The following is a 21,793-nucleotide window of genomic DNA, read 5'->3' on the forward strand; positions in this document are numbered from 1 at the left end:
AGAGTCGCGCCTTTAAATTTTAAAATTTAAAGGCTTCTTTCATCTAAAGCTCTTTAATTACTAATTAAAATCTAGCCACACGTGACGCTGGGTCTTATCCAAATTAATGTCTTTTATCCTAACGTAGTCGTCCATAGTTTCTATCGTAAAGGCGATATCTTTATCCTTGCCTCGGATTATTATATTATCGTAGAATATAAATCTAAGTTGAAATTTAAAAACCAAAAAATATATAAATTTTGAGATGAATAAAAACAAAAATGCAAGTATAGATATGAAAAATACTCTGAAACTACCTGTTTCTATATATTTTCTTACGTCGATAGCCAATACTAATATACAGATTAATAAAAAAGCGATTATCGTAGTGTATGGTTCAAATTTAAAGAGAAATCTATAAAAAGCGCCTTGCCTCCTAAGCCACTCATTATCTCTTGCAAAATAGGCTCTTTTTACATCCTTAAGATCATCTAAGAATATAGTTTTTTCGGGCATTTTATTTGTATAATAAGTAACTCGATCATTATAAAATTTTACAAGTTTCTTATTGTAAAAATTTGTAAAATATTCCATTATTATAGGCAATCCGAAAAATGGAAATACTATAAAAAGCTGATTATATCTAGTTTGATTGGGTTCGTATGAATACATAAAAATCATAATTGCAAGCGTGCATACCGTAGCAAGAACTATATAAAAATTCGTCCTATCTTTGAGCGCTAAAGGCTCTTTATTGTAATCACGAGCGCAACTCGGATTTTGTTCAAATTTATTAGGTTTTTCGTTTGTATTTATCGTAGAGTCATCCGTGAGTTTTTCAAATTTAGAATTCTTACTGTCAAAATTTTCGACGTCAGAATTTTCCTGTGATCCTTGCTCTAAATTTTTATGCCGTTCATTTAGGATTTTCTTTAGCTCTTCGAGTCTCTGTTTTTTATTCATCTTTATTCTTTATAGCCTACACAAAAATTTGTGGCGGGATTTTATCTAAATTTTTCCCTGTTTTGAGTAGAAAATAGGCTTTTAGCTCTTTGTATTCTTTGCTACTTAGAAACGAAACCTCTATAAAAGAACTTTTGTCATATATCAATATGCTGTCATTTATAATATCAAAGCCTAGCCCGTTAAAAAGCCTATATAGCAATAAAGGAAAGAAGCTAATAGATATAATTACCGCAAAAATTATCCAAAAATTTTCCTCCCTTCCGTCTATCACTACCGCTACGAAAAAAACTAAAAGCAAATATATAAAAGCAAATAGCAGCATAAGGCATTTTGTCTTTTTTGATATTTCTGGATATGACGGTCCCATGGTTCGTTTGATACAAGCTATATCTGAAATTTTGGTCTCATATAAAACGACTTCCGTCTTTTTAGAGTATAGGGTTATATCGTCGTTTTTAAAGCATATATAGCACTTGCCGAAATTTGAAAATTTATTTAATGCTCTGAGCGGAAAATAGCAATCCAGCAAAACTAGAAATAAAATTTGCTGGGCGGAAAATTTACCGCAGATCGCCATCAATATCGTAGTAATGATATAAATCGCGCCGATGATAGCATTTAAAATTATAGCATGGTCTTGTATGATTATCGGCTCTTTGTCGTAATCTCTTACCTGAGTTTTAAAATTTTGCAGAGGCGTATTAGTGGCGCAAGAGAGACCCCTTTGCGATTTTTGTTCAACGACATTCGTAAAATTTCGTTCGCTGGCATTTATAGAATTTTGCCCGCCATCGCTCGTAAATTTTAGCCCACCACCCGCCAAATTTCGCTTATTGCAATTTTTATTTTGTAAAAAATCCTTTATATTTTTATCATACCGCGTTTTGCTTATGCCAAACCTAGCAATTTCGTTGTTATGCATTTGGCTCCTCCTTATACACGCTTGATTTAGATATAATTCTCGCGCGAGTTTGCACACGGAGATCAGCCTTGCGCATTTTTTAAAATTTGCAAAATTTCGCTTATCTTTTGCGGATCTTTAATGCCTCGCGCATCCTCCACGCGACTGTTTAGATCGATAGCATAAGGACATAGCGCGAGCGCCTCACGGATATTTTGCACGCCGATACCGCCTGCGAGGATGAAAGAAGAGATCGTACTGCTTTTAGCAGCAGCACCATGTTTATCCGCACTATCATCTTTTGTGGCACTCAGCTTGTCCACTTCGCCGCCGTTATTTGAAATATTTGGCGCGCTCGTCTCATAGTCGCTTGCGCCTCGATCATTGGCGCCTTCGCTTGCGGGTCTTACACCACTCAGCCGAGCGGCAGCACACGCACACGCACTAAATTTGCACTCATCGTCATTCTTTGCGGCGCGACGATCGGCGTTCGTTTCTTGTTTCGTATTGCTCGATCGAACAATATCATGTGCGCGCTCGCTCGCTTTCTTACTATTAGAGGCACAGCACATGTTGCTTACCATCTGGAGCTTCAAATTTCCGTTTTCGTTATGCTCCGCGCAGGAATTGTTGTAGCCGTTGTTTTTGTTGCGCTTTAAATTCCCCTCGCTATATCCGCTACAGATCGCGCTATGTTTAAGATGGCTCCTTGCGCCGTCTGAGCCTTGAGCCGTGCCTGCTACATAGCATTTTTCGTCACTTGCTGCGTCATTTTGCGTATCGCATCGCCCGCTAGCCGAGTCGTATTTTGTGTCGTCTATACTTTGAGTTACGCTGCCCGCGCAGTATTTTTCACTGCTCGCCGCGCCGTATTGTCCTTCGTAGCCAAGCCCTACACATCGCAACAGATCCCAGTCGAAGCTCACGCCGTTGCCGCCCAGGCTAGCTCCTTTGGCGTCGAATAAGATCCGATCGCAGCTCAAACCCTCAAGAGGCGGCATTTCGGCGCCAATGCTTAGCACCTGCCACGCCTCTATGCCCGCCGCGTTAAGCCGCGCTTTGAAATCCTCGCTTATGCGTCCGTAAATCTGAGCGCAGTCCAGCTTGCAAAGGCCGCAAATTTTTAAAATTTGCTCCTCGTTTAGAGTTTCCGCGTCTAAAATTTTAGAATTTAGATCCTTTATCGAAGCAGGCGCGGCAGGGTTTGCGTTTAAATTTACGCTCAAATCCTCGCGCTGCTTTTCGCAGAATTCCGCGGCTTCGTAAAATTCTACGCCGCCGCTCTTGCTCGCGTAAATTTTATCTTTGCAAATTTCATCGCCGCGAGTTTTGCCGCTAAAATTTTTACATTCGCACGCGGCGACGCTGTGTTTTTCAGAGCTCAAAGCAAAAACTCCGACGCACTTTGCGCCGTTTTGGTGCGCGATACGTGCGATCTCGCGCGTTGTTTCTACGCTGACGCGGCGCTTGGAGCTTGATACGAATATCACGCCTAAAAATTCCACGCGCGCGCCCGAGCCGTCGCCCAGATTTCGCGAATCGCTGCCAAAATTTTTATCGCAATCAAAATTTTGCTCGCACGTAAAATTTGCATGATTTTGTGCGCGGTAGGTAAAATTCTTGCTGCCCTGATTAAAATTTTGTGCGAAATTTTGGCCGTCAGAATTGAAATTTCGCGTAAAATTCTCAGCATCCGAATTAAAATTCCGTCCAGAATTTTCGCCGCAAAAATTTGGAGTTTTCATTGAGCTCTCGCCGCCCGATTGCGGTAAATTTTTGGCGTCGTCCGCGCACTCTAAATTTGCGCATAAAGCCGAACTGCACGCCAGCACCGCACGAGCTTCCGCAGGCGTTTTGATACCACAAATTTTGATCTTACTTCTGTACGACATATAAAAATTCCGTCACGTAAAGCTCGCGCGCGCTTAAATTTCTGCTCGCGCGGTAGGTCGGATAGCGGATCTCTATCGTGCGCACGGAGCCGATGTGTGCGAGGTTTTTTAAAAATTCCGCCTTCGAGATGAAGCCCTCGGAATTAAAAGAGATTATTAAAAATTTCGCCGGAAATTCCGCCAGTAGCGCAAAAAATTCCTCCGCAGCACTTGATTTTTTGTTGTAAGCTGAGCGGTTCCAGCCTGCGGGGATTCCAGAGACCCTGCTAAGCCCCGTAGCATTTGGGCTCTTGCCCTCGTTTATAAAATCCGTGATCAAATTTAGCATAAAATAGTTCGAGCCGTATGGGTGCTGATTGTAAGGGGGGTCGAAATACGCGACGTCAAGCTGCGAAAAGCGCTCGCGTGCACTCTGTGCAAAGCGTGCGGCGTCTTCTTGAAAGACCGCGCTTTCACAGGCGAAATTTGAAAGCACGGGCAGGCGCAGAGAAATTTCGCCCATTATGCGAGCTAGCGCGTTTTCGCCGCTGCCGCCGAACTTGCCCACGCCCGCTTTGTCCTTGTAAAAGCCCTTAAAAACGCCGCCCGTGTTTGAGTGTATGCTCGCTTCGCTAAGTAGCGGCGCGGTGAAAAAATCGCGAAATTCTTGCGGGATTTTGCTTATCTGCTCGCAAAGCCCGCCCAAAATCAGGGCGTTTCGGCGCGTGTAAAAAGCGCGCTCGCCCGCCTTGATATTCTCATCGTCCTTCGGCGCGTACAGCTCGCTAAAAAAGCTCTCCTTCGGCGTAAAATTTCTTAAAATTTCAACGTGTAGCTCGGTCAAATCCCGCCACAGCTCGTCGCTGAAATTTGAAAGATAGCAGGAGTTTATCGCGCGCGAGTAGCCCTCCAGATCGTTTGCGATCACGAGGTTTGAGTGCGCTTTAGCCAGTCGCGCGACGATGCCGCTGCCGCTAAAGACGTCTGCGAAGCTGATCTTGCCCTGCCCAAGCTCCGTCTTAATCTCGCGGATCGCCCGCTCTATCGGCGCTAGCAGCGAGCGCTTGTTGCCCAGATAGCTGATGAGCTGCTCGCTTAAAAACTCCCTCTTTTCGCCGCTAGCCATCTAAGCTCTCGCCCCTATGTAGTTTTCGTAAAATTTCCACGTTTTGCCCGATCTGATCGCCTCTAAAATGAGCGGCTTAGCCTCCGCAGGGCTTGATACGACATCCGCGCAGTACAGCGCAAACATCGCATTTAGCACGACGATATCAAATTTCGGCCCGCTAAGCTCGCCTTTTAAAATTTGCTTTAAAATCTCGGCATTAGCCTCGCCGTCGCCGCCTTCGATATCGCTGTGAAATGCTCGAGTGAAGCCGAACTGCTCGGGACTTACGCGGTATTCTAAAATTTTACCGTCCTTGACCTCGTGGATTAGCGTCTCGTCGCACAGGCTGATCTCATCCATGCCGTCCATGCCGTGTACTACCAGAGCGTGCTTACGCCCTAAAATCATCAGCGTTTCGGCGATGAGCCCGTTTACTTCCTCCAGATAATTGCCTACGATCTGATTGCTTAGGCTTAAATTTGGATTTAAAAGCGGCCCCATTATATTAAAGACGGTTCCGATTTTTAGGCGGTTTCGCACCTCTTTGACCTCGGCGGTGATCTTGTGAAAAAACGGCGCGTGAAAAAACGCTAGCCCCGTGCGATCTAGCAGCGCCCTAATCTGCGCAAGATCGCTAAGTAGCGGCACGCCCAAAGCATCCAGAGCATCGGAGCTTCCCGATCTGCTAGTAATCGCGCGGTTGCCGTGCTTGGCGACGCGTACGCCGAAGCTTGCCGCGATAAAGGCCACGGTCGTAGAGATATTGATCGTCTTTAGCCTATCGCCGCCCGTGCCCACGATGTCAAACATCGGACTCGGATCGTCGTAGGTGATCGAGTATTTTAAGATACTGCGCACGAGCGCCGTAAGGCTGCTTGGATAGAGCGATTTTTCGCTGATCAGCACGAGCAGCCCCGCAAGCTGCACGATGTCGTAATCCTGCTCGTAAAGCGCCTTGCAAATGACGGCGTAATCGTCGCTATCTAGCGGGAAGCCCTTTTGTAGCTTCAGCATAAATGGGGCGAAATTTACCACGAGTTTCTCCTTTAAAATTATCTTTTTGCCGTAATTGATGAAATTTTCGATGATCTTTTTACCGTATTGAGTAAAAAAGCTCTCGGGATGAAATTGAATGCCGAAAACCGGCTTACTTCGGTGCTTCATCGCCATTATAATGCCGTCGTTTTCGCTCTTTGCTAAAATTTCAAACTCGCGCGGCAGCGTGGCTTCGTCCACATAAAGCGAATGGTAGCGCATAACTTCAAATTTACGCGGTAGCCCGCTGAAAAGCACACCGTCATTGAAAATTTCGATCGCCGAGCTCTTGCCGTGCAGCGGCACCTCCAGCTGCTTTATCTCCGCGCCCGCCGCATATCCGATCGCCTGATGCCCCAAACACACGCCCAAAATCGGCACGTCCAAATCCGCGCGCAAAATCTCTAAGCAAACGCCGCTATCTTTTGGGTGATTTGGCCCGGGGCTTAGGATTATGTGCGACGGGGCAAGCTCGCGCACCCGCTGCAGCGTTATCTCGTCGTTGCGGAAGTAGCGCACCTCCTCACCCGTGAGCTCCAAAATGTATTGATAAATATTAAAAACGAAGCTGTCGTAATTATCTATCATTAAAATCAAAATTTAATCCTTTTTTAGGGCATTTGTGCCTCTTTAAAATTCTAAATAGTTTAAATTTAGCCGCTTTGCGGCGAGCAAATCCGATGCCGCTTTAACGCCGCTAGCGGGCTAAATTTAAAATTCCGTCTGCGACATTGCCGCGTCGCGACGTTGCGCGTTTTGCGGCGCCGAATGAAGCTAGCCGTTAATTTTAACGCTCTCGTAGCGATCACGCTTTTAAATTTAGCCGAAGCGAACAGCGTACCGAAGCAAGCGGCGCGTCTGGCTGCTTAAATTTAAAGCGTCTAAACTTCCTCGCATAGCTCCTCGATCGCTTTAAGCGGGCTTTTGCGCTTTTTGCAGATCTCCGCGTATTCGCTCTTTGGCGAGCTGTCGTAAACGATGCCTGCGCCCGTGCCGATAAATACGAGATTGCTTAGCCCTTCACAGCCGAAATTTTCCGCATTAAATTTAGCAGCCTCAAACCGCATCGCGCGGCTAAAGCTCGGCCCGCTTTCTAAATTTAGCGTCCCGCGGTCTGCGCGAGTTTTTAAATTTAATCTCGCGTCGCACTCGCTCGCACGAGCTAAATTTTGCGCCTCGCCGCTGTCCTTTTGCGCCGCAGCACCGCGAAGCTCCGTCGCTTTGGAATTTATCCCGCCGAAAGCAGCGTCTAAATTTAAGTTGGAATTTCGTTTGAAATCCTCGTCCGAGCAGGAATCTTGCCCGTCGCGATTTACAAAGATCGCCGAGCGAATCAAGATCGCCTGCATCACGTCGCCGCTAAAGTGCCAAAATCCGATTCCGCCGCCGTATATACCGCGCTCGTAGCGCTCCAGCTCGTTTATGATCTGCATCGCGCGGATCTTCGGGCTGCCGCTTAGCGTGCCGGCAGGAAAGATCGTGCTAAGCACCTCAAATGCGCTTACCCCGCGCGACTTGCTGCCGTAGACCTCGCTTACGATGTGCATCACGCTTTCGTAGCGCACGATGCGCATTGCGTTTTGCACCCGCACTGAGGCTGGCGCGGCGAATTTGCCGATGTCGTTACGCGCTAGATCGATCAGCATCCGATGCTCCGCAAGCTCCTTTTCGTCGCTTAAAAGCTCGCGCTCAAGCGCCGCGTCGGCTTCAGCATTCGCACCTCTGCTGCGGGTGCCCGCGATGGGAGCTACAAAAATTTCGTCCTTTTTGATCTCCATAATCAGCTCGGGGCTGGAGCCCGCGACGCAGCCGTACGGCGTCGGGAAGTGAAACATATAGGGGCTTGGATTGTTCTTTTTGAGTCGCTCGTAAAACTCCAAGCTGCCGAGATTCGTGCCGATTTTTAAAATTTCGCCCAGCACGACCTGAAAAACGTCGCCGCTTTTTATCTTTTCTTTTGCGGCTTCGACCATCGCGCTAAAATGCGACTCCTCGGCGCCAAGATTGGTTAAAATTTTAAATTTAAGCTCTTTTTTCTGCGGCGCGGGCTTCGCCGCGTTTTGCGATTTTGCCTCGTTTTTTATCGCGGCATCCGTTCTTGCTGCGCTCTGCGGCGCGCCTGCCGCTTCGGCGAAGCCTTGCTGCGAGGCTTGAGAACTAAGCTCGCGCAGGCTTTCATAAATTTGGGCGTCTTTGCCGTAAAAATCGTAAATTTTGCTGATTTTATCGTAGTGCAGGTAATTTGCGGCGTCGGCGTAAAAAAACGACGGGAAGTCATACAGCGCCTGCTTCGGCGCGCCGATATTTTCGAACGCGCGCACGATGTCGTAGCCCAAAACGCCGAAAAGCCCGGCAAAGCTCGCGTTTTTAAACTCACTCGCGCCCGCTTTCGCGCTTTTTACCTCATCAAATTTAAGCTTTAGCGCCTCAAAGCTCATCTTAAATCCATCGAAATAATCGCAATCGATGCCGATGATGACCTGAGCGTCGTCCTCTGCGAGGTAGCTTTGCGGATGCGTCTTTAAAATTTCGCGGTAGTAAAAAAGCGGCTCTTCTAAAAGCATTTTCGTCCTTGGAATTTTTAGCGCCATTATACGCTGCTTAGCTTAAATTTAGCGGGCGGCGCGAGCTAGATCAGGCTTGAATGCAAGCAAAATTTTAGTAAAATGGGCGAAATTTAAGGAGAGCGTATGAAAATTTTATTTTCCCCAAGCGAGATGAAAAGCGAGCAAAGCGGCGGTCCGCGCATTTGCGAGCAAAATTTCATCTTTGCAGATCTTTACGAAAAGCGCCTGCAGATGCTGCACGCCTACGCGGATTTTACGGAGGGAGCGAGCGAGGCGGAGCTTTGCAAGCTTTTCGGACTGAAAAAATGGGATGCATCCCTGCGCGAAAATATCTTTGAAAAAGGCTGCGTCAAGGCACTTTTGCGTTATACGGGTACTGCGTATCGCGCGCTGGGCTACGCGTCGCTAAGCGCTGCGGCGCGGGAGTTTGCGGAGCGAAACACGATAATTTTCTCAAACCTTTTCGGCCCCGTGCTGGGCGGCGACGCGCTACCGAACTACAAGCTCAAGCAGGGCGAAAAATTCGGCGGTATAGACGCGGCGAAATTTTATCGCAATAGCTTCTCCGCCGCGCTGGATCGCTATCTGGCAGATGAGTGCGTCGTGGATCTGCGCGCGGGATTTTACGAAAAATTTTATGAGATGAAGCGCCAATATTTGAGTTTTAGTTTCATAAAAGGCGGCAAGGTGCTAAGCCACTACGCCAAGGCTTGGCGCGGCAAGGTGCTGCGCGAAATAGCTCTGGCAGGCGCTTGCAGCGAGGCGGAGGTGCTTGCGCTGCGTTTGGGCGGCGCTTCCGTGCTCGAGATCAAACAGATCGGGATAAAAAAGGAGATCGTGCTGGAAATTTCATAAGGCGCGAAAACCGCTCGGAGAAATTTACGATAAATTTTGCAGATTTAATGCGGATTTTTGCGTAAATTTAGCCCGGAAAATTTGCTGCGAGTTCAAATCCCGCCCCATATCCAAAGCGGTTTTACCCCGAGAAATTTGCGGGAGGAATTTTGGCGGGAGGAATTTGCGGCGGCTTTTTTGGTCTTTTACCTCTTTTTTAGCGGGCTTTGGACGGGGGACGGGCTTTTGGCGGCGAAATTTCGTCATAAATTTTTGCAATAAATTCGCGCTCTTTGCGTCTGCTCGCTCCGTATAAAATTTTGCGGCGATCTTGCCGTGACTTTGCACCGATTTCGCGGCGATTTTTAGGATACGGAGCGCGGAAATTTCGCCGCAGAATTTTGTCTAAAATTTTGCTGTGCGGGGTTTTGCCGTATGAAATTTTGCCGCGATAGAATCCTATCGAAAATTTAATCGCGACAAAAATACTGCGTCGCGATCTAAACGTGAAATTTTAATCCAAATTTACGCTAAACCGCCGCAGTATAAGCGCAGAATTATGATCTAAAATTTATACTTCGAAGCCGCAACACAAACAAATGCAGATCGAGCCAGCCCCGTATAAAATTTTAAGCCGAAATTATGACTTATATTTCATTGCGATAAAATTTTGAGCCAAAATTTCACGCTTTGAAATTCCAAAAATCCGCAAACGCAGCAAAATACGCCGTCGCTGCAAACTTCAGCAACTCCAGCGCATAAAGTTTCTAGCCGAAATCTGCAATTAAAATTCTACGCTCTGAAATTTCACGCTTTAAAATCCCGTAAATTTCCAAATTTCACAAATCCCACACATAAAATTTCAAACCGAAATCCCGCGATCAAAATCCCCCGCTTCCAAATCCAAAATTCCGCAAATTTAGCAAGCTTTAAATTTTAAAGCTATAAACTTCATCTCAAATTTCAAGGATTATAAATGCTAGAACTCCCCTTTGTCGGCGCCGTCGTGGGCTTCATATCGGGCTTTTTCGGTATCGGCGGCGGCACGGTCGTAATGCCCGTGATGATGGCTCTGGGATATGATGTCAAGACCGCCGCGGGCATCTCGGTGATGCAGATGTTCATCGTCTCGCTTTTCGGCTCATATCTGAACTACCGCGCGGGCAGACTCCGCCTAGATAGCGGCATCGCGGTGGGGCTCGGAGGGCTGTGCGGCGCCAGCCTATCGGGCTTCATCGTAAAATACTCGCCTGAAATCGTGCTTGAGATCGGCCTTCTGCTGACGCTTGCGATCTCATTTCTCAAACTCTTTAGCACGAACGTAACAAGCGGCGGCAACGCCAATCCCCACGGCGCGGTGCTGTTTTTTATCGGCTTTGCTATCGGCGCGATTGCGCTTAGCATGGGCGTGGGCGGCGCGGTATTTTTGACGCCGATTTTGGTCGGATTTTTGGGCGTCGATATCAAAAGAGCGGTCTGCATGGGGCTATTTTTCATCGTTTTCGGCTCATTTAGCGCGCTTTTGAGCCTTTCGTACAACGGCCATGTGGATTACGAACGCGGCGCGCTGCTAGCCGTGGGTGGGCTTTTGGGCGTGTATTTCGGCACCTCTCAAGCTCACCGCGCAAGGCGCGAAACGCAGAAAAAATGGCTGCTCGTCCTCTACGTCGTGCTATTTGTGCTGGCACTAAAAAAAGTGCTGCAGTAGCGCCCGCTGTAGTAGCGCTGCAGCGATTGCCGCGCTATTGTTTTGCTTTGCGATCGTTCCGCTACAAGCGTGATTTAGGCGCCTGCTACGGGCGCGTCAGAGCGATTCTATGTGCGCTGTTTTACTATGCCGCCCTTTTGCGTCTCGTAGTTTTTGCTTTGCCGTCCTCTTACATTGCGCGCGTTTGATTGCCGTCTTGCAGCGGCGCGTAAAACGTCGCGTTTCGTCGCGCGAGTAAAATTTTAAAACGAAATTTCAAAAAGAGCGAGCAAATTTTAAAAGCGGAATTTTAAATAATCGCGTTAAAATAGCGAAGTCGCACATCTTTCGTCCTATGGAGGCTAGATAGCGAAATAAAATTTACAAAATTTAAAAGGACTTGGATTGACAAACTTGATTTTAGCAGGTCTAGGCGGCTGTGCAGGCGCGATGGCGCGAGTAGGCTTAAGCGGAGCGATCGCGCGCGCAATGGACCACGCCGGGTTTTGGAGCGCGTTTCCGATCGCTACTTTTTGCGTAAATGCACTGGGAAGCTTGCTGATAGGGTTTTTACTCGCGCTAAATTTAACGCAGAGCCTGCGGGTATTTTTTGTCGCAGGCGCGCTGGGCGGCTTTACGACATTTTCTACGTTCAGCTACGATACGCTGCAATTGTTGCTGGCGCGAGAATTTGCTATCGGTGTGCTAAACGCGGTCTTAAGCGTATGCGTTTGTATGCTGTTTTGCTACGCTGGGCTGCTCGCGGGCAGAGCGCTTGCAGGCTAGCCGTGGAGCACGTGAGCTTTAAATTTAAATCGCCTCTAAGCTTGCGTTTTTAAATCAAAATTTATTTAAAATACCTGCGCTACGGAATTTTATCACGCGCATGTGCTGCAAAATTTGCGAGCGATGGGCACAATCCGACATGCAGTGCAGTTTTGCGAAAGGGCGCGCAGTAGCTTCGGCAAAGTTCAATAGCTATCAAGACGAGCAAATCGTAAGACGAGCGAAAAAGTAAAGCGAGCAAGAGGAATTGTGGCTAAATAATTGTGCTCGGCGTCGGGCAGGCTGGTAAAATCCAGATAAATTTGAAATTTGCGTGCATTCTCTGCGCATCTTGTTCGCCGCAGCTTTGTGAAATTTCGCTATCTTGCGCTTAGTTATCGCGACGCCCTAAAAATTTCGCTGTCTTGGCGCGGATAAAATAAACCTAAGCCGAGCGATAAATTTTAAAAGCTCCGCGGGCAAATTTTAAAGCTTGAAGCTTAGAATTTTAAAATTCTCGCGTAAATTTTAAAAGCTAAATTAAAGCGCGCCGAAATCACGACCTTATGTGTCAAATCCTGTAGCGCTATCTTAGATTTATCGCAAGCGGCTGCGAGCCCTCTTAATTTCGTTTCTGCAGATTTCATTAACCTGCTCGCCCTCGCTATTTCGCAAGATAACCTCGTAGTCCGTGATTTCGCGATCTTTGTTATACCCCTTGATATATCTGAATCTCGATAAAACTATTTTAAAGGATTCCACATCGTCTAAAGTATACTTATCGCGTAGCTTGACGTAGTTAAAATTTTCGCTAGTAAGCGTATGAAAATTATTAAATTTTTGCTTTAAATTTAGCGTATAAATTGCCGTGGATGCAGCGCCGTTATCGCAGCTATTGATTTGGCTCTCGCCAAAGGCAAGCGCGAGGCAAATTTCATCTCCGCAGATTACCTTTATATCTTTGGCGCTGCTGTTTATACGTATGGTTTGTCGCCACCCCTCGCCTTTGATCTCAAAGATATTGCGAGCGAGCTTTTTGGCTATTTCATCTCCGACATAACCTTCAGCTTCGGACTGATCAGCCCAACCGAGCGCGGAGTAGTTCTGCTTTTGCGGAAAATCCGCAAGCGGAGTTTGAAGCTCGCTTATAGCGTTTAAATTTTCCTCGGTGCCTTGTGGAGCCGCAAAAGAGGTACCCTCCATAGAGTGTAGATTAAAGAAGCCGATAAATTTTCTCACGACCTTATACGCCGTTTGAGAAAATATCTTGGCTTCGTTTTCAAAAAGCGAAATATCGTAGATGCCGTAGCTATAATATCCAAGCTCTCTACTTACCCACCTTTCGTCCGGCGAACGATCGATCTCGTCGTATCCATAGTAGCGCTCTGGCATATCTTTTTGTAGCAAAAAGTCGTCGCTATCGCTGTCTTTATACCTAAGCCAGACTCCAAAATCGTCCTTAATGTATAGATAATCAAACTTCGCGCCTCCTGCGAATTTTTTCTCACCTAGCCAAAATACGGGTCTTTTTTCTAAGTTCGGCGAAGCGGCGACTGGAGGCAAATTTTGTAGCTCTTTTTCAAATTTTTCATCGATATAATCGCAAGCGCTAGTGGGCATACTAGGATCGCAACCCTCGGGCGTATCGGATGAAAAAAGCAAATTTAAAATCACAAATATATACAGCACAAAAAGCACGCATGCAACGCTCACGACCAAGGCGGTAATTTTTAAAATTTTTATAAAAGTTTTCATATCTAAATTTTACCTCGTTGCACTTAAAAAGCATAAAATTTCGCTTTAAATTTGAAATCCTCCGCGCATTATCTGTACGCTTCGCCTATTGCTTCGCTAAGGCTTTTTAGCAGTTCGTCCGCGGCTTTCGCTTTATCGCGCGCGCTGCGATTTTTGCCGTTTGAAGCGCCGAGTCCCGCCCCGCTTACGCAGTCTTGCACGAAATACCACCAAAAATACCCGCCCACGTAGTTTTTCGCGTAGCGCGGCATCGTATAATATCTCCTTATCATCGCCTTTCTGCTCGCCTGCGTAGCGTCTGCTGCCGTGTTTCCGCACTCGCTGATGCCGAGTTTCGAAGCAGGGAAGGCGCTTTGCAGATCGGTAAAAATTTCGCTCCAATCAGGTGCAAAGCCCTCGTTATCGTCCTCGTAGTAGCTTACGAAAAGATAATCCAGCCCCTCTTTCATATCTTGCGGTACGAATTTTCGCAGCCACTCGCGCATCTGCGTTTTCTGCGCTCCGCTCGGCGTATAATACGCAGTAAGCGCCGTTTTAGCGCCCTTTTTGTGGATGAACTCGAATGCCGCGATCATCTTAGCGGCGATGAAATTCGCATCATCCCCCAGCCAGCCCTCGCCGTTTATTTCGTTGCCGATCTCCCAGATCGCGACGTAGGGCGCGAGCGCGGCGAAGGCGTCCGCGAACCTCTTTTCGTAACTTTTCACGCTTTTGTACGAGCTCATCTCGTAGGAGTCCACGGGGCAGGCCATCACGTACGAAACCTCGCTAAGCCGCTTAAAAAGGAGCTCGTACTCGCGCGGGCTAATTTCTTTTGACATCACGACGCGCACGGTGGGCTTTACGGGTAGGGCTTGCAGGGCGCGCACGATGCTTTGCAGCTTCGCGCCCGAGGCGTCTTGCGCGTCCTCGTACCAGCCGTCGTCGATCGTAACGCCCCAGATGAAGTCAGATTTAAAATTTTGTTTTGAAATTTTGTTTGAATTTTCGCCGTAAAGTACGCCGCAAAACAGCACCCCGCAAAACAACGCGAGAAATATGTGTTTGAAATAGACCACGGCTTGTTCCTTGATTTTAAATTTTAAAAATTTAGCTCTCTGCCGATTTTTTATCAGCCGATCAAGCAATCAAAATTTATCTCTTGCCTCTAAGATCATAAGAATAATACGAACGAGAAAAACCCTCTACGCTGAACATAGCAAAAGCATTAAGTGCAAGAGCTGCTAAGCTGAGCAGCACCGTAGCAGGCAGTGAAAAGCGCGCCAAAAATGCATTTGCAATAGCTGCAAGTACAAGCGCAATAAAGCAATATAAAAATATCGCGACGCCGCTAGTATCGGCAAGCTCCTGATAAAATCTATAAAAAAACAGAAACGATGCTATAAATCCCAATGCAAGTAGTATTTGAGCGATGATGCCGCCCGCTAAAAATATAAATAACAATACACCTATAAATATTGCCGCAAAGGCAATGGCTGCGTTACGCAAAAGGCTGCGGCTTGCGGTAAGTTTAGAGATATTATAAATGCTAAAGATAAAAAGCACGAATGCCGCTGCGCTTAGTAGTACTCCTAATCCGCCGTAAATTCCTAATAGCAATAGCACTAATTCGGCTATAGCTTTTAAGGCGCAGGCCGCGATAAAGGTGTATTTGATGAGTGCCACCTCTTTTTCTTGAGGGTTTGAGGGCTGCTGATCTTGAGTGTGGAGGTAGTCGTTTAAGTCCATGGTTGCTCCTTTAAAATTTAGCAAAAGTATATCTAAAAAACGAATAGGTAAAAATAAATTTCAAAATTTAGTGGCTCGCAGGCGGATATGTTGTATAAAGCAGGCGCCGCGTAAAGGCGGGTAAATTTAAGAGGTAAATTTTTAAAATTTAGATTGGAATTTCGGCGCTGGCACGGCGGATAAATTTTAAACGGGCTTTAAATTTAAAAAGATTTGAGATAGATTTCGCGCAGATCTGCAAATTTAAAATTTACAAATCCGCGCAAGCTGCTACAAGCGGGACTCGTAGCGACGTAGCGTGTAAAGACGTTTAAGCATCTTTTTGCGAGCTGAAATTTTTTGCTTTTTGCGGACTTCCGTCATCGGCTCAAAAAATCGTCTCGCGCGAACCTCAGTAACGACTAGGTTACGATCGGTCTGCTTCTTAAAGCGTCTGTAAGCTTCGTCAAATGATTCGTTCGGATATACCTTTACTCCAGGCACTTTCCTCACCGCCTTTCAAAAAAATAAGTCGTGAGTTTAGCGAAAAATTCCTTAAATTTGCTTTTGAAGCGCTTTTTTATACTTCCACACGCTTTTGTTGTTGCGAGTATCTATCATCGAAAGTTCTAAAAGTAGGCTCTCGCTTGCTTGTGCGGTAGAATTTTTAGCTGCAGAATTTAAGCTTTTTGCTTTTTTAGATCCTGCCTTACCGTCGTTTGCCGCAGCGGGACTTTGCGGTAAAATTTTGCCTACCAAAATGTAATCCGGCGCGTAGATCGAGCCGCTTTCTACGGCGTGATAGCCACGGCTTACGCCATCGTTGCTAAATACGAGTTCATCTTTACTTGGGGCGTCGGTGACGACTGCTTTGCCTGAATGCAGCAGCGAAATTCTAATTTTTTTACTCAAAAATTCCGCATCCACGCCGTGCGCGTTTGTTCCGTCCAGTGGCTCGATGCCGACGACGCTGAATCTACCGCCTTTCTTACCGACGATACGCTTTGAGAGTAGATCAGCGATACTTTCGCCCGCGATTCGCTCCAGATACGCGTTTGGATATCCTGCGTGGTCGATGCCTCCGGTAAGTGCTGAATTATCCGTGCTTTTAGAGCCTTTAAGCGCAGCGCAGCCCGCTAAAAAGGCACACAGCAAGATCACGAAAAAACTTATTTTAAAATTTTTCATAGCATTTCCAAATTTTATAAAATAAACTCCGCGATTATAGCGAGATTTGGTTAAATTTCGTTTTTTATAAGCAAAATTTGTAACGGATATTCCGCTCGTTCCTTTAATTTTGAGTTAAAGATTCCTTGATATACTTTCTGTCAATTTATTCAGAAAGTTCTCGGGGTGCTTATGAAAAAAATCATTAAAAGAGACGGAAGTTTTCAAGAATTTCAATCCTACAAAATAAAAGATGCTATCAAAAAAGCCTACAAAAGCGTGGGTAGCGAGTTTGACGAAAAAGTCTTTGATAATGTAATGAGCGCGATCGTTTTTAAAGACAAATTAAGCGTCGAAGATATTCAAGATCTCATAGAGAAAAAGCTCTTTGAAGCGGGCGATTTCGCCGTTTTGAAAAGCTTTATGATCTACCGTCACACGCATAAGATGCAGCGCGAGCACATCCTGGGGCTTGAGGAGGATACGACCTATATCAACTGCACCCAAACGGTCAATGAATACATCAGCAAGCAGGATTGGCGAATTTTAGCAAATTCCAATACCAGCTACTCAAACGCAGGCCTGATCAATAACACTGCCGGCAAGGTTATCGCAAACTACTGGCTAGATAAAATTTACTCTCGCGAGGAGGGCGCGGCGCATCGAAACGGCGACTATCATATCCACGATCTGGACTGTCTTACGGCGTATTGTGCGGGCTGGAGCTTGCGCGTGCTTCTAAATGAGGGCTTTAACGGCGTGCGCGGCAGAGTCGAGAGCAAGGCGCCGAAGCATTTCCGCGAAGCGCTGTATCAGATGGCGAATTTCCTTGGAATTTTACAAAGCGAATGGGCGGGCGCACAGGCGTTTAGTAGCTTTGATACATATCTGGCGCCATACGTTTTCCGCGATAAATTAAGCGACGATGAGGTTAAAAAGGCGATCACGAGCTTCGTGTTCAACCTAAACGTCCCGGCGCGCTGGGGGCAGAGCCCGTTTACCAACGTCACCATCGATATGACCTGCCCGGATGATCTAAAGACTCAGATTCCTACGCATAATAACGAGCATCTGTTTAAAAATTTACGCGACGAGGAGCTTTTGGCTGAGGCTAAAAGGCGTGGCAAGGACTCGCTCGAAGCAATGACTTACGGCGATTTCGAGCCTGAGATGAACCGCATCGTGATTGCATTTTATGAGGTTTTAACTACGGGCGATAAGTGCGGTCAACCCTTTACTTTTCCGATCCCTACGGTAAATTTGACGGAGGAGTTTGATTGGGATACGCCTGCGGCCGACGCGGTTTTTGAAAACACCGCTAAGGTAGGCTCTAGCTATTTTCAAAATTTTATCGGTTCGCAATATATCACGAACGAAAAGGGTGAGCGCGTACCCAATCCAAAGGCGTATAAGCCTGGCGCTGTGCGCTCGATGTGCTGCCGTTTGCAGCTTGATCTGCGCGAGCTTCTTAAGCGCGGCGGAGGACTTTTTGGAAGCGCGGAGATGACGGGAAGTATCGGCGTCGTAACGATAAATTTAGCCCGCCTAGGCTATCTGTATAAAAATAACGAAGAGGCGCTGTATGCGAGGCTGGATGAGCTTTTGGAGCTTGCCAAATCGACGCTTGAAAAGAAGCGAAAATTCGTTACCGAGATGTTCGAGCGCGGCCTGTATCCATATACGAAGCGCTATCTGCCGGGCTTTAACAACCATTTCAGCACTATAGGTATTAACGGCGCAAACGAGATGATACGAAATTTCAGCGGCAACAAAGAAGATATTACGACGGAATTCGGGCGTAAATTTGCCCTTAAAATGGTTGAGTATCTGCGCGAGAAGATCCGCTCGTTTCAGGAGCAGACCGGAAATTTATATAATCTCGAAGCCACGCCTGCCGAGGGAACTACGTATCGCTTCGCCAAAGAGGATAAGAAGCGCTACGCAGATATCATCCAAGCGGGATTTGATAAAAATATATATTACACCAATTCGACGCAGCTTCCGGCAAATTTCGGAAGCGATCCGTTCGAGGCGCTGGCGATGCAGGACGAGCTGCAAAGCTCCTATACAGGCGGCACGGTGCTGCATCTGTATATGAAGGAGCGCATCAGCTCGGCTCAGGCGTGCAAACAGCTCGTAAAAAGCGTAGTGCAAAACTACAAACTTCCTTATATCACGATCACGCCGATTTTCAGCGTATGTCATAAGCACGGCTATATCAGCGGCGAGCATGAATACTGCCCGAAATGCGATGAGGAGCTACTGGCGGAATACAAGGCCAAGCAGAGCAAGGGCGCCTAAATAGTGATTTAAATTTTAATCTTAATGAAAGGATGGAGAATGGAATTTCCAAAAGAGTTAGAAGCAAAACGCACAAAATGCGTCGTTTACACAAGAGTGATGGGCTATTTGCGCCCGGTAGAGAGCTTTAATATCGGAAAGAAGGGCGAACACAAAGAGCGCGTCTTTTTTGAAGAGAAAAAAGACAAAAAGCAGATCGCCTAGTCGCCGTTACCGGCCAAATGCAACAAACGCATACGAAGCCGCCGCAAGCCTTAAACCTGCATAACGCGCAGATTTACGAGATCACGCCGTTTACGATGCTTGATTTTCCTGATCACATCGCCGCGATTGTGTGGTTTTGCGGCTGCAATATGCGCTGCATATACTGCTACAACCCACAAATCGTTACTTCACTGGGTAAAATTTCAAACGAAGAGTTTCTGCGCTTTTTGGATGCGCGCGCGGGCAAGCTTCAGGGCATCGTATTTAGCGGCGGCGAATGCACCTGTGCGAGCGATTTTATCTCGCTGGCGCACGAAGTTAAGCGGCGCGGCTTTTTGCTCAAGGTCGACACCAACGGCTCAAATCCGCAAAAGATCGAAGAGGCGCTAAGCTTAGGGCTGATCGATTATATCGCGCTTGATTTTAAGGCGCCGCGGCAGGATTTTGAGCTCGTCACGAAATCAAGCTTATACGATAAATTTCTGCAAACTCTTAGACTTTTGCTGCGGCGAAATTTTAAATTTGAGGTGCGCACGACCGTGCATGCCGACTTTTTAAACGAAGCAAAGATCGAGCAGATGGCGCAAATTCTATACAGCGAGGGCTACCGCGGCGTCTATTATCTGCAAAACTTCCTGTCTACCGGCGATAATTTCGGCAATTTAAACGCGCCGCTTGCGAGTTTTGATCCGAGCAAAATCCGCACAGATCTAAAGATCGAACTTCGAAATTTTGATTAAATTTGCGCCATCGCGCGCGTCTTGCCGCGATGAATGCGATGAAATTTTAATCTAGCGCGCATTGTCCGGCGTATATTGAGCTGCGATAAAATTTCGCCCCGCCGAAAGCTTTAAAATTTGCCTTGCCGCCGCTTGCCATGTTTAAATTTCACTCCGTTCGCAGCGTAAAATTTTGTTTTATCAAGCGCTTAAAATTTTATACCGCGCAGATTTAGCTCCCCGTAAAATTTCATGCCACGTAGCCATTGCCGCTTCAAAACAAAAGGTAAATTTAGCTTGCTTTGGCTAAAATACGCCGAAATTTTTAAAAAGGCAAAAAATGGATAGGAAAAAAATCTACAACCCCTTCTCCGACGAGACGCTTACCGATCGCAAGGTCTTCAGCGGCAATCCGCAGGGAATTTTAAATTTTACCAAGGCAAAATATCAATGGGCGCTGAAGCTTTGGGATCTGATGGAGGCCAACACCTGGTTTCCAAAAGAGGTTGATACCACGGACGATGTGCGCGATTATAACTTCAATCTCACAAGCGCCGAGAAGCGGATGTATGATCTCGTATGGAGCCAGCTGATATCGATGGATAGCTTTCAGACCAACAATCTCGCCGATAATATCAACCCCTACATCACGGCTCCGGAGATCAACGCCGTGCTCGCTCGCCAAGCCTACGAGGAGGCCAACCACAGCAAGTCCTACGCTGTCATGGTCGAGGCGATCTGTGAAAATACCGATCTCATTTACGAGATGGAGAAGCACGACGATATGCTCCGCAGGAAAAACAACTACATCTCAAGCGTCTATGAGGAGCTTGCGGGCGAGGTTAGCGACGATAAGCTGCTGCTAGCGATGGTGGCGAATCAAATTTTAGAAGGGATCTACTTCTATAGCGGCTTTACGTCGATCTATGCGCTCGCGCGCGCGGGCAAGATGCTAGGCAGCGCGCAGATGATCCGCTTCATACAGCGCGACGAGATCACGCATCTGCTTCTCTTTCAAAACATGATAAATTCCGTCCGCAAAGAGCGCGCCGATCTGTTTAACAAGCGCAACGTGGATAAAATTTACGAGATGTTCGAGACGGCGGGAAACTTAGAGATCGATTGGGGCAAATATATCACGGATAACCAAATCATGGGCTTTACGGACGATATCATCGAAGAATACATCCACTACCTGGTCGATCAGCGCCTGCTTGCTATCGGGCTTGAGAAGCGATACGGCGCGAAACATCCGATAAAATGGGTCGATGATTTTTCTAAATTTAACGATCAGAAGAGCAACTTTTTCGAGAGCAAGGTCACGAACTACAGCAAAGGAAGTTTGAGTTTCGATGATTTTTAGCGGATTTTGCGGTTTGAAATTTTGCTCCGCCGCATCGCGGCGCCCGCGCTTGGACGGCATTTTTAAAAATTTTATCAGCCTTAAATTTAGGCATGGCAGAAACTTTCGCGGCTTTAAATTTAACGCCTGGCTGGGCGGGAGCGCGCCATGGTCTCGCTAGAGCGACTTCGCTGCGAAAAGATGGCGAACGACATCGCCGAGCAGGTAAGTTTAAATCCGGCGCTTTTTGAGGCGTTTTGTAGCGTCGCTAGAAGCGAGTTTGCCCCGCTTGGCGCGCACGCTTTCAGCCTTAACGCGCAGCCCATTTTAGCCAGCCAGTGGATCAGCTCGCCGCTGACGGTCGCGCGCATGACGATGGCGCTAAGCGTGGATCCGAAGGTCGAGAAAATTTTAGAGATCGGCTGCGGCAGCGGCTATCAAGCGGCGATTTTAAGCAGGATGGTTCACCGCGTCTTTGCCGTAGAGCGCGTCGAGCGGCTGGTGGGTGAGGCGAAAAGGCACTTTGCAAATCTTGGGATTTCAAACATCAGCCTGCGTCATGACGACGGTAACGCGGGATGGAAAAATTTCTCCCCTTTCGATAGGATATTGCTCTCCGCGTGCGCCGAGCGGATAGACGAGCGGCTATTTGCGCAGCTGGCAATCGGCGGAATTTTGGTCGCTCCGATGAATAGAGGCGGCTCGCAAAAGATCGTTAGATTTAGTAAAATTTCGCCAAGCGAGATCAAAGAAGAGGAGCTTGGCGCCTGCGAATTCGTCCCGCTGGTGCAGGGTCGCGGATAGATCTAGCGCGCAGTAAATTTTAAAATTTCCTACCGCTTCCTAGCGCGTAAATTTAATAAAATTTGCTTTCGCGCTCCACTG

General features: G+C 47.0%; 18 protein-coding genes and 1 pseudogene. 8 read left to right on the plus strand and 11 right to left on the minus strand.

What is annotated here, in order from left to right; translation table 11 throughout:
• Window positions 1-60: 60 nt before the first annotated feature.
• From KH703_RS04240 to KH703_RS04265, 6 genes are all read right to left on the minus strand, one after another.
• Window positions 61-942, minus strand: a complete 882-nt coding sequence (locus KH703_RS04240) for a hypothetical protein (RefSeq protein ID WP_304294426.1) — start codon at window positions 940-942, stop codon at window positions 61-63.
• A gap of 16 nt (window positions 943-958) precedes the next feature.
• Window positions 959-1,867: a hypothetical protein gene (locus KH703_RS04245; RefSeq protein ID WP_304294429.1), complete on the minus strand. Its 909-nt coding sequence runs from the start codon at window positions 1,865-1,867 to the stop codon at window positions 959-961.
• A gap of 62 nt (window positions 1,868-1,929) precedes the next feature.
• Window positions 1,930-3,738, minus strand: coding sequence for a hypothetical protein (locus KH703_RS04250; RefSeq protein WP_304294431.1), 1,809 nt, complete (start codon window positions 3,736-3,738; stop codon window positions 1,930-1,932).
• On the minus strand, window positions 3,722-4,843 hold the full coding sequence (locus KH703_RS04255) for a DNA adenine methylase (protein WP_304294433.1): 1,122 nt from the start codon (window positions 4,841-4,843) through the stop codon (window positions 3,722-3,724). Before KH703_RS04255 ends, KH703_RS04250 begins: the two co-directional genes overlap by 17 nt.
• Window positions 4,844-6,457 carry an anthranilate phosphoribosyltransferase gene (gene trpD, locus KH703_RS04260; RefSeq protein WP_304294435.1) on the minus strand — a complete coding sequence of 538 codons (1,614 nt, stop codon included), beginning with the start codon at window positions 6,455-6,457 and terminating at the stop codon, window positions 4,844-4,846.
• 284 nt (window positions 6,458-6,741) lie between these two features.
• The gene (locus tag KH703_RS04265) at window positions 6,742-8,424 is read right to left on the minus strand and encodes an anthranilate synthase component I family protein (protein WP_304294437.1); all 1,683 of its coding nucleotides are present in this window, start codon (window positions 8,422-8,424) and stop codon (window positions 6,742-6,744) included.
• Between the two features lie 126 nt (window positions 8,425-8,550).
• On the opposite strand from KH703_RS04265, the gene KH703_RS04270 reads away from it, so the two are divergent.
• From KH703_RS04270 to KH703_RS04285, 4 genes are all read left to right on the plus strand, one after another.
• Window positions 8,551-9,282, plus strand: coding sequence for a YaaA family protein (locus KH703_RS04270; RefSeq protein ID WP_304294438.1), 732 nt, complete (start codon window positions 8,551-8,553; stop codon window positions 9,280-9,282).
• A gap of 57 nt (window positions 9,283-9,339) precedes the next feature.
• A complete protein-coding gene (locus KH703_RS04275; RefSeq protein ID WP_304294440.1) occupies window positions 9,340-9,543 on the plus strand; it encodes a hypothetical protein in 204 nt (67 codons plus the stop codon).
• 694 nt (window positions 9,544-10,237) lie between these two features.
• Entirely contained in the window at window positions 10,238-10,969 is a 732-nt protein-coding gene (locus tag KH703_RS04280; protein WP_304294442.1) for a sulfite exporter TauE/SafE family protein, read from the plus strand.
• A 384-nt stretch (window positions 10,970-11,353) separates the two neighbouring features.
• Complete coding sequence (locus KH703_RS04285; RefSeq protein WP_304294444.1) at window positions 11,354-11,734, plus strand: CrcB family protein; 381 nt, start codon at window positions 11,354-11,356, stop codon at window positions 11,732-11,734.
• Between the two features lie 576 nt (window positions 11,735-12,310).
• Here the strand turns inward: KH703_RS04285 and KH703_RS04290 are convergent.
• The 5 genes from KH703_RS04290 to KH703_RS04310 all read right to left on the minus strand — a co-directional run bounded on the left by KH703_RS04290 (window position 12,311) and on the right by KH703_RS04310 (window position 16,363).
• A complete protein-coding gene (locus KH703_RS04290) occupies window positions 12,311-13,468 on the minus strand; it encodes a hypothetical protein (protein ID WP_304294445.1) in 1,158 nt (385 codons plus the stop codon).
• A 68-nt stretch (window positions 13,469-13,536) separates the two neighbouring features.
• On the minus strand, window positions 13,537-14,526 hold the full coding sequence (locus KH703_RS04295) for a hypothetical protein (RefSeq protein ID WP_304294447.1): 990 nt from the start codon (window positions 14,524-14,526) through the stop codon (window positions 13,537-13,539).
• Window positions 14,527-14,602: 76 nt separating this feature from the next.
• Window positions 14,603-15,196, minus strand: a complete 594-nt coding sequence (locus KH703_RS04300; RefSeq protein WP_304294449.1) for a hypothetical protein — start codon at window positions 15,194-15,196, stop codon at window positions 14,603-14,605.
• Window positions 15,197-15,466: 270 nt separating this feature from the next.
• Window positions 15,467-15,679, minus strand: a complete 213-nt coding sequence (gene rpsU / locus KH703_RS04305) for a 30S ribosomal protein S21 (protein ID WP_005869392.1) — start codon at window positions 15,677-15,679, stop codon at window positions 15,467-15,469.
• A 51-nt stretch (window positions 15,680-15,730) separates the two neighbouring features.
• Window positions 15,731-16,363, minus strand: coding sequence for a hypothetical protein (locus KH703_RS04310; RefSeq protein ID WP_304294453.1), 633 nt, complete (start codon window positions 16,361-16,363; stop codon window positions 15,731-15,733).
• A 171-nt stretch (window positions 16,364-16,534) separates the two neighbouring features.
• Between KH703_RS04310 and KH703_RS04315 the strand changes: the two are divergent.
• The 4 genes and pseudogenes from KH703_RS04315 (at window position 16,535) to KH703_RS04330 (ending at window position 21,712) form a co-directional block, all read left to right on the plus strand.
• Window positions 16,535-18,847, plus strand: a pseudogene (locus KH703_RS04315) (ribonucleoside triphosphate reductase).
• A 17-nt stretch (window positions 18,848-18,864) separates the two neighbouring features.
• Window positions 18,865-19,587 (plus strand): anaerobic ribonucleoside-triphosphate reductase activating protein, encoded by a 723-nt coding sequence (locus KH703_RS04320; RefSeq protein ID WP_304294455.1) that lies wholly within the window; start codon window positions 18,865-18,867, stop codon window positions 19,585-19,587.
• A gap of 319 nt (window positions 19,588-19,906) precedes the next feature.
• Window positions 19,907-20,929: a ribonucleotide-diphosphate reductase subunit beta gene (locus KH703_RS04325; protein WP_304294457.1), complete on the plus strand. Its 1,023-nt coding sequence runs from the start codon at window positions 19,907-19,909 to the stop codon at window positions 20,927-20,929.
• Between the two features lie 147 nt (window positions 20,930-21,076).
• Complete coding sequence (locus KH703_RS04330; protein WP_304294459.1) at window positions 21,077-21,712, plus strand: protein-L-isoaspartate(D-aspartate) O-methyltransferase; 636 nt, start codon at window positions 21,077-21,079, stop codon at window positions 21,710-21,712.
• The last annotated feature ends 81 nt before the right edge of the window (window positions 21,713-21,793 follow it).

The organism is Campylobacter gracilis, from assembly GCF_018374135.1.
Classification (GTDB): domain Bacteria; phylum Campylobacterota; class Campylobacteria; order Campylobacterales; family Campylobacteraceae; genus Campylobacter_B; species Campylobacter_B gracilis_A.